We start from the raw sequence: 7,715 nt of genomic DNA, 5'->3' as shown, positions 1-7,715 counted from the left end.
AGCACCCGCAAGTTCCACCCACCAAAGCACGAGTTTTTCTTTAGGAAAACTCGTGGGGTGCGGTAAAACAACACTCAGACCTTAGAAGCGGACGTATCCGCACCTCATAATTGCGAGCGTCGCGCGAGCAATAAATCTGCATCCGCGAAACGCGGCTTTCCTTGCTGCTGCGTTTCGTGAGCACCTGCAAGTTCCACCCACCAAAGCACGAGTTTTTCTTTAGGAAAACTCGTGGGGTGCGGTAAAACAACACTCAGACCTTAGAAGCACGCTTTACCGCACCCCTTTTTACCAAATACATCGTGCCGAGCAAAACAATCGCGCCGAAAAGGAACGAAAGCACGGCATTTTTTACGAAACCTGCAAAAATATACGTTACGAACGAAACTGCCGCACAACACAACGCATACGGAAGCTGACTCGAAACATGATTCACAAAGTTACACTGTGCGCCCGCGCTCGCCATAATCGTCGTGTCGCTTATAGGCGAAATGTGGTCTCCACAAACAGAACCAGCCATACAAGCCGAAACAGAAATTACTCTAAGAGGATTTTCTGCATCTGGGAACACGGCAATACAAATCGGAATCAAAATTCCGAACGTTCCCCAAGAAGTTCCTGTAGCAAAAGCAATGAACGCCGCAATAACGAACACAATCGCTGGCAAGAAATTCATAAACGAAGCAGCGCTTCCACGCACAACGCCAGAAACAAAAGACTGAACGTTTAAGCTATCCGTCATCTCTTTTAACGACCAAGCAAAAACCAAAATCAAAATCGCAGGAACCATCGCTTTGAATCCGTCCGGAACGCAAGACATACAATCTTTGAACGGAAGAATTCCGCGGGCAATATACAAAATCAAAGTAAGAATCAACGAAGCGAAAGAACCAAGAACGAGACCGACAGCCGCATCACTGTCGCCAAACGCAACCTTAAAATTCAAATACTCCGGATTTGCAACCAATGCACCAGTGTCATCTGCAACCATAGGCGTAAAGAATCCGCCAGAATAAAGCATTCCAAGAGTGCACATAAAAATCAGAACGACAATAGGCAAAACCAAGTCGATTACAGTTCCCTTACCAACAATCTGCTCATCATCAGAACTCTGCTCAGAAATCTTTACGGCTTCTTCGAATTTCTTCATCGAACCAAAATCAATCTTCATTCCAATCAGCGTAAAAAGCATTACGAACGTAAAAAGCGCGTAAAAATTATACGGAATCGCCTGCATAAAAAGCGCGTATCCGTCATCAGAAACGAATCCCGTAACAGCCGCCGCCCAAGAACTTATAGGCGCAATGATACAAACCGGAGCCGCCGTAGCGTCAATCAAAAACGCCAGTTTTTCGCGGCTCACACGATTTCGGTCGGTAATAGGCCGCATTACAGAACCGACGGTAAGACAGTTAAAATAATCATCAATAAAAATAAGAATTCCAAGACAAACAGTCGCAAGCTGCGCCCCAGTCTTTGTTTTTATGTGATTTTTCGCCCATTTTCCAAAAGCGGCAGAACCACCAGCCTTGTTCATAAGCGCAACCATAATTCCAAGCACGACAAGGAACACAAGAATTCCCACGTGACCGGCATCCGAAGCGGATTTTATAATTCCGTCACTGAACACATGCTGAACGAATCCGCTGAATCCTGCAGCAGAATCAAGTGCCCAAAAAACACCGCCGATTACGATTCCAACAAAAAGAGACGAATAAACCTCTTTGGTGAGCAATGCAAGCCCGATTGCCACCACAGCAGGGAGAAGAGACCAAAAACTTCCTATAAAATGCATTATTTAACCACCTTAGAAAAATCAGACTGCAAAGGTTCCGAGATTCCCGCCTTTTCAAGTTTTTCAAGAACTTCAATCGCATAAGTGAGAGCCTCAAGGGAATCACGATTTGCGTAAGTTTTTATATCTTTTAAAACTTTTATAACATCGTTATTTGTCATACAAACTCCTTTTATAAAATGAATAAAAACATAATGATGATTTTTTCCACTTTTTGCTATCATTTTACAGCAAAACAAACATTGTATACAATAATACTTGACACATTATAATAAAAGAAAACTTGCAGGCAAAATCAGCCTTTAGTAGCATTCACGATTTTGTCAACATTGTAAAAATACGAATTCAAGTTGCCCATGTGCCAACTCGTATAAACCACAATCAGCCTGAGTTTTGGAACGACAAAAATATATTCCCCACCAAATCCCTGGGCATTATATCCCAAATAGCCTGCCTTGCCGTAATTTCGGAGCCACCACTGATACCCGTAACGTGAACCATTTTTTCTGGCTTGAAGCGAAGTTGACTCTTTTACCCAATTCTCTGGAACAACCTGAACGCCGTCCCATTTGCCTCCGTCTAGAAAAAGCTGCCCGAACCGCGCCATATCATACGCCGTAAGGGAAAAACCGTTTCCGCCGTCGCCAATTCCTTGCGGATCAGTGCCAAGCTCCGCCGAAGTTATCCCGATTTTTTCAAAAAGCACTTCCTTGGCATAATCAAAAAGACCTTTTCCAGTCGCCTTCTCAAGCACAGCTGCAAGAAGATGCGTGTTTCCTGTAGAATACTCAAAATTGGCGCCAGGCTTACTTGTCATAGGCCGACTAACAATAAAATCAATCCAGTTCGAGCTGGAACGCCATTCGCCCCATATTTTTGAATCCGTTCCGACAAGGCCAGAAGTATGATTCAAAAGGTGCTTCAAAGTGATTTTTTTCATCTCATGGAATTTAGAATTTGCAAGCTGAGTAAGATAGTCTGCCGCAAAATCATCCACGGATTTTATGAATCCCTGTTCAATCGCAATTCCTACCAAAGCACTGGTAATACTTTTCGAACAGGACTGTATCGTAAAAACAGACGAAGGGCCGTATCCGTCCTTAAAATATTCATCAACAATTTTTCCGTCCCGAATAATCACGCAGGAATACACGTCCGACGGCAATGACGAAAAAACGCCTTTTATAACTTCCGCATTGATTCCGCTTTTTTCTGGCGAAGAACGCTGCCATTCAAAACAAAATGCCTGAGAGCAAAAAATCAAAGAGAGCAAGACTGTAATCCACAAGAACCGAATTCTCATAATTCACCTCTAAAATAAAAATCACCGGATTCTCAAAAAAACATCCAAATTTTAAGTTTTTCAAGATGCCCCTTACAAACTAATATACAGTCAATCAAAACAAAACGTCAAAAACAGGGATTCCGCATTATGAGTAGCGGCGGCAATGCTTCGCTAATGCACAAAAATGATTCTGACCGTTCGCGACCGAAGGGTGCCGGATACCTATTACGGTCGGCCATAATTTTTTGTAAAACGCCGCAGCGGACAAACAACAGATTTTTACGCCTGCAAGTTTATAATGAGGACCCCCTGAAGGTTAAAATTCAGATTTTCACTTTCAAGTTTCCCTTTTCTCTTTCTATATACTAAATTACGGTTTTTCTATAAAATAAAAGATTATGAGTGAAACTAAACGTACAGTTGATGAAACAACATTGGAAAATCTGCTTTATCTTTCAAGACTTTCTCCTGAAAGCACGGATATGGCAACTTTAAAAAAACAAGTTGACGAAATTGTCGGCTATTTCGACATTCTTTCAAAATATGATGACAGTGAAAATCCTTACGACGCATATCCTTCTACAGAGGCTGAAAAGCTCCGAGAAGACGAAATTGTTCCAGGATTGGAAATGCAGTACGTAAAGAAAATAAACGAACCAAACTTTATGGACGGTTACTTCCAGGTACCAAAAGTTATTGGCGAGGGAGCTTAAACAAATTATGTTCTATACAATCGAAGAAACTGTCGAGGCTTTAAAATCTGGAAAGACTACATCAGTAGCACTTGTACAAAGCTCAATCGACACATTTGAAAGCGACAAAAAATCAGACAAGGCATTGAACGCTTTCCTTGAAATTTATGATGATGTTCTGGAGCTGGCAAAAGCAGCCGATGCACAAATCGCAGAAGCCCGCGCAAACGGCTCAATCGACAAACTTTTTGCAGAAAAACCGCTTTTGGGCGTTCCGTTCGCGAACAAGGACAACATTTCTGTTCGTGGGAAAAGTGTTACCTGCTCTTCCAAGATTCTTGAAGGCTACAAAGCACCTTACAACGCGACTGTAATCGACAGACTCGCGAACGCGGGTGCGATTCCGCTCGGACGATGCAACATGGACGAATTCGCCATGGGTTCTTCAACAGAATATTCTGTTTACGGTCCAACAAGAAATCCAATCAACAGGGATTACGTTTCTGGAGGTTCTTCGGGCGGTTCAACAGCAGCAGTTGCAGCGAACCAGGTTCTCTTCGGACTCGGAACAGAGACTGGCGGTTCGGTTCGACTTCCTGCCTCATACTGTGGCGTTTATGGACTCAAACCAACTTACGGCGTTCTTTCACGCTGGGGAGTTGTCGCATACGGTTCATCTCTCGACCAGGTAGGAATCATCGGCCACACGCCAAAAGACATCGCCACCCCGCTTTCAATTATGAGCGGAGCCGATTTTTATGACGACACTTCGGCAGACCTTCCAGAATCAGATTCACTCAAAAACCTTACTGCTTACAAGGATTTTTCGTCACTCAAAATCGCAGTTCCTAAGCAGTTCATGGAAACAAAAGGTCTCGACCCGGACGTAAAAAAAGTTTTTGACGACGTACAGGATTGGTTCAAATCAAAGGGGGCGAAAATCGACTCGGTTGACCTTCCGATTTTGGACGCTTCAATCGCATCATACTACGTTATCGCGCTCTCAGAAGCAGCTTCGAACCTTTCCCGTTTCGACGGAATCCGCTACGGAAACCGTGTAGACAACAAGAACGGTTACGACCAGCTCTACGTTGACACCCGCTCAGACGGATTCGGACCGGAAGTAAAACGACGAATCATCATAGGAAACTATGTTCTCTCTGAACAGTTCTCCGGTCCTACATACAAGAAGGGAATGAGCGTCCGTGCAAGAATCCAGCGAGAAGTCGCAAAGCTTTTTGAGTCTTACGACATAATCCTCTGCCCGGTTTGCCCGACAGCGGCATTCAAGCTCGGCGCAAAATACGATGACCCGATGGCAATGTACTTGAGCGACTTGTACACAGTATTCGTCAACCTCGCACGCATTCCGTCAATCTCTGTTCCGGCCGGCTTTACCAGCGAAACAAATGAAGCTGCGGCAAAAATGCCTGTAGGAATTCAGTTTGCAGGAAAAATGTTCAGCGAAGCAAAGATTTTGCAGCTTGCGCAGGCATGGGAAGAAGACCACAAAGGTTGCGGCGTTCCTGTAAAATAAGCAAACGCACTAAAAACAAAAATCCCCGGTCAGTTTGAATCCGACCGGGGATTTTTTTATGTTAGATTAAAAATCAGGCTTGTCATTTCGAAACAAGTTTAGCATGACAATCAATTGTCATTCACCGCACTAGAATCTTACGTTAACAAGAATTGCAGCGAAAATGATGAGATCGCGAACGAGCTTATAAAGGTTAGAAAGAATTGCAGCTGCAGAACCAGTTCCGAATCCGATTACGTCTGCACAGAAAATTCCGATGAGCCAAAGAACGGCAATAATAATCATCAAAATATTTCCGAACGCACCGAGTTTGTCTCCAATAAAAACTCTGAGGACAAGGAAAAGCCCCGCAACAAGTTCCACAACGCCAAAAGCAAGCTTAATAACTCCGCTTCCAAAAAGTTTTGACACAGCTGCGGCAGCCTCATCTCCGCCGTTCATCAGCGCCCAAATTCCGCCAATAAGAAGCATAACGCCAACACAGAATTCAAGAAGTGTTGCAATAATTCCAACTTTTGTTTTGCTAGACATAAAGAATCCCCTTTTGGGCATTAAAAGCCCCTATTTTCGATAAATAAATTTTCGGCTAATCAAATTTAAAATTAAGGACATTTCTAAAAACTTAAAATTTGGCTGTTTCAGAAACTTCACTAAGAATAAATCACACGGAAAATTTCGCAGACAATTTTTGTATCATCATTAAAATCAAAACCAGAAACCGCCGCCTCGTCTTCAAGATAATCTTTCTGTTTTGCACGCCACTCTTCAAGATTTTCGTCCTCGCCATCACGGCGGGCAAGTTCCCACGGAATCTCCGCAAAAGGAATAAGATTAACGTCCGTCACTTCCAAAATACAACGAGGCTCACCGTTAACGTCTTCGGCAATGTAAATTTCGCCAGAAAGCGGCAGCGGTTCACGGTTAATCTCGTAATACGGAAGAGGCGAAAAAGATGCGGTCTTTTTTCCGCTCAAGACGAGGGCCATTTGCCCCACGCCGGTAAGCCCGCGATTTTCAAAAACCATTTCGCCAGAAAAACCAACAAGTTCTTTGTCCTGATGCGTTTCCTCAAGGAATTTTTCCCAATATTCCTCGAGTTTGGTTTTTGCATTCTCTGTATCCGCCATTTTGTCCTCCAAAAATTGAGACGTTCGCAAACTTTCAATTCGTCATTTTGTTCTGAACAGCATCAAAATGAATGCGAGTATAAAAAAAATACTCGGAATAATCGTAAAAATCAATGAAGAAACAGGGATTCCGAAGAATTCAAGCCGGCTTTCGAGAATTATGCCGAGCTTTATGAACATTTCGTAGACAAGCCCCGCATACGTCGTGACGACGCCGGCAACAAGGCTCATCCATGCGGCATCGCGGGTCCGGCTCCAAAGCAAGATTGCAAGAAAAGCAAGGATTCCGCCAAGAATCAGTTTTACAATGTAAAGAAGGATTTCTGATGATTCCATCTGCACTCCACAAGAGCCACAATCGGGCAAAACCTCTAGAAAACGAACGGAGAATTCTTAAGTTTCGTAAAATTTCCTTTGTCCACGCCAGCAGGAACGATGCTAGGAATTTCATAAACGGGACTTACGACCAACGCACATTCAAGGCAATGAGACACAAAATCCTCATATTTTTCTTTCGGAACTTTAGGAAAAAGCCACGGACCGTTTCGAGTCCAATATTTAGTCAAAACAGTGTCGTAAGCGAACCAGTTTTTTTCTTCACGCACCTGAAGCTGCTTGATTAAGTCGTAAATCGAGCGCGCAAGGGCAGCCTGCAACGGCGGCGGAATGATGACCTCGTTTTCTGAAAGCGATTTTTTTATATTTTCTTCTATATTAAGAGTCGATTTTACGGCAAGAACAAAAAAATCCTCGCACCACGGAAGTGTCGGCTGAAAAATCACGCAGTCACTTTCATCGAGCTTGGAATTTTCTTCGCGCCACGGAAAATAAAAAAACGGTTCAGCACTAGAAATTTCTTTTGCGGCGGCAAGCGCCTTGTTTTTATCGTTAAAGAAAAAATTCGTCCTAAGCCCCAAAAGCTCGCACACCGCCCTGTGAAGCTGATTCTCAAAGCAAGTCTGAAAGCTTCCGCAGGCACCTCGTTCAAGAGCGTTCTTAAAAATCGTAAAGGCGCCAGTTCCTTCGTGCCCCCAGCCAAGAATCGCCTTTCCGCCCTCAAGGAACATGTCGGTAAGACGAACGCCTTTTTCAGTATATAAAAAATATCCTCGTGCCCGCTTTACGTTTCCGAAGCGAGAAAAAATTTCATTTGCTAATGACTTTATTTGATTCATATCCCAATTATAAAATATTGCAAAAAAAAATTATAGGCTTGAAAACTTTACCACGGCATCCGCATTACAGGAAAGTTGACAAAAAAAATTGTCGGAACGAGAGT

9 protein-coding genes are annotated in these 7,715 nt (G+C 43.4%); 2 read left to right on the top strand and 7 right to left on the bottom strand.

Annotated elements, in window-relative coordinates; translation table 11 throughout:
* Positions 1-253: 253 nt before the first annotated feature.
* The 3 genes from JI65_RS16025 to JI65_RS16015 form a co-directional block, all read right to left on the bottom strand.
* Positions 254-1,795 (bottom strand): Na+/H+ antiporter NhaC family protein, encoded by a 1,542-nt coding sequence (locus JI65_RS16025; RefSeq protein WP_191018171.1) that lies wholly within the window; start codon positions 1,793-1,795, stop codon positions 254-256.
* Positions 1,795-1,956 carry a hypothetical protein gene (locus tag JI65_RS16020; RefSeq protein ID WP_191018170.1) on the bottom strand — a complete coding sequence of 54 codons (162 nt, stop codon included), beginning with the start codon at positions 1,954-1,956 and terminating at the stop codon, positions 1,795-1,797. The genes JI65_RS16025 and JI65_RS16020 overlap by 1 nt, the downstream gene beginning before the upstream one ends.
* A 134-nt stretch (positions 1,957-2,090) precedes the next feature.
* Positions 2,091-3,098 carry a serine hydrolase domain-containing protein gene (locus JI65_RS16015; protein WP_191018169.1) on the bottom strand — a complete coding sequence of 336 codons (1,008 nt, stop codon included), beginning with the start codon at positions 3,096-3,098 and terminating at the stop codon, positions 2,091-2,093.
* Between the two features lie 380 nt (positions 3,099-3,478).
* Between JI65_RS16015 and gatC the strand changes: the two genes are divergently transcribed.
* On the top strand, positions 3,479-3,793 hold the full coding sequence (gatC, locus tag JI65_RS16010; protein ID WP_191018168.1) for an Asp-tRNA(Asn)/Glu-tRNA(Gln) amidotransferase subunit GatC: 315 nt from the start codon (positions 3,479-3,481) through the stop codon (positions 3,791-3,793).
* 7 nt (positions 3,794-3,800) lie between these two features.
* Positions 3,801-5,309, top strand: a complete 1,509-nt coding sequence (gene gatA, locus JI65_RS16005) for an Asp-tRNA(Asn)/Glu-tRNA(Gln) amidotransferase subunit GatA (protein ID WP_191018167.1) — start codon at positions 3,801-3,803, stop codon at positions 5,307-5,309.
* A 129-nt stretch (positions 5,310-5,438) separates the two neighbouring features.
* Here the strand turns inward: gatA and JI65_RS16000 are convergent, their stop codons facing one another.
* The 4 genes from JI65_RS16000 to JI65_RS15985 form a co-directional block, all read right to left on the bottom strand.
* A complete protein-coding gene (locus JI65_RS16000) occupies positions 5,439-5,840 on the bottom strand; it encodes a hypothetical protein (protein WP_191018166.1) in 402 nt (133 codons plus the stop codon).
* Between the two features lie 119 nt (positions 5,841-5,959).
* A complete protein-coding gene (locus JI65_RS15995; protein ID WP_191018165.1) occupies positions 5,960-6,436 on the bottom strand; it encodes an ASCH domain-containing protein in 477 nt (158 codons plus the stop codon).
* 42 nt (positions 6,437-6,478) lie between these two features.
* Complete coding sequence (locus tag JI65_RS15990) at positions 6,479-6,772, bottom strand: hypothetical protein (RefSeq protein ID WP_191018164.1); 294 nt, start codon at positions 6,770-6,772, stop codon at positions 6,479-6,481.
* Positions 6,773-6,807: 35 nt separating this feature from the next.
* Positions 6,808-7,611 (bottom strand): hypothetical protein, encoded by an 804-nt coding sequence (locus tag JI65_RS15985; protein ID WP_191018163.1) that lies wholly within the window; start codon positions 7,609-7,611, stop codon positions 6,808-6,810.
* Positions 7,612-7,715: the final 104 nt, after the last annotated feature.

It is taken from the genome of Treponema zioleckii, from assembly GCF_014737315.1.
GTDB lineage: Bacteria > Spirochaetota > Spirochaetia > Treponematales > Treponemataceae > Treponema_D > Treponema_D zioleckii.
This window is presented reverse-complemented; position numbering and strand designations above follow the sequence as displayed.

Coding starts and splice junctions, on each gene's coding strand:
- JI65_RS16015 (WP_191018169.1), bottom strand. CDS start 3,098: ATGAGAATTCGGTTCTTGTGGATTACAGTCTTGCTCTCTTTGATTTTT.
- JI65_RS16020 (WP_191018170.1), bottom strand. CDS start 1,956: ATGACAAATAACGATGTTATAAAAGTTTTAAAAGATATAAAAACTTAC.
- gatC (WP_191018168.1), top strand. CDS start 3,479: ATGAGTGAAACTAAACGTACAGTTGATGAAACAACATTGGAAAATCTG.
- JI65_RS15990 (WP_191018164.1), bottom strand. CDS start 6,772: ATGGAATCATCAGAAATCCTTCTTTACATTGTAAAACTGATTCTTGGC.
- gatA (WP_191018167.1), top strand. CDS start 3,801: ATGTTCTATACAATCGAAGAAACTGTCGAGGCTTTAAAATCTGGAAAG.
- JI65_RS16000 (WP_191018166.1), bottom strand. CDS start 5,840: ATGTCTAGCAAAACAAAAGTTGGAATTATTGCAACACTTCTTGAATTC.
- JI65_RS15985 (WP_191018163.1), bottom strand. CDS start 7,611: ATGAATCAAATAAAGTCATTAGCAAATGAAATTTTTTCTCGCTTCGGA.
- JI65_RS16025 (WP_191018171.1), bottom strand. CDS start 1,795: ATGCATTTTATAGGAAGTTTTTGGTCTCTTCTCCCTGCTGTGGTGGCA.
- JI65_RS15995 (WP_191018165.1), bottom strand. CDS start 6,436: ATGGCGGATACAGAGAATGCAAAAACCAAACTCGAGGAATATTGGGAA.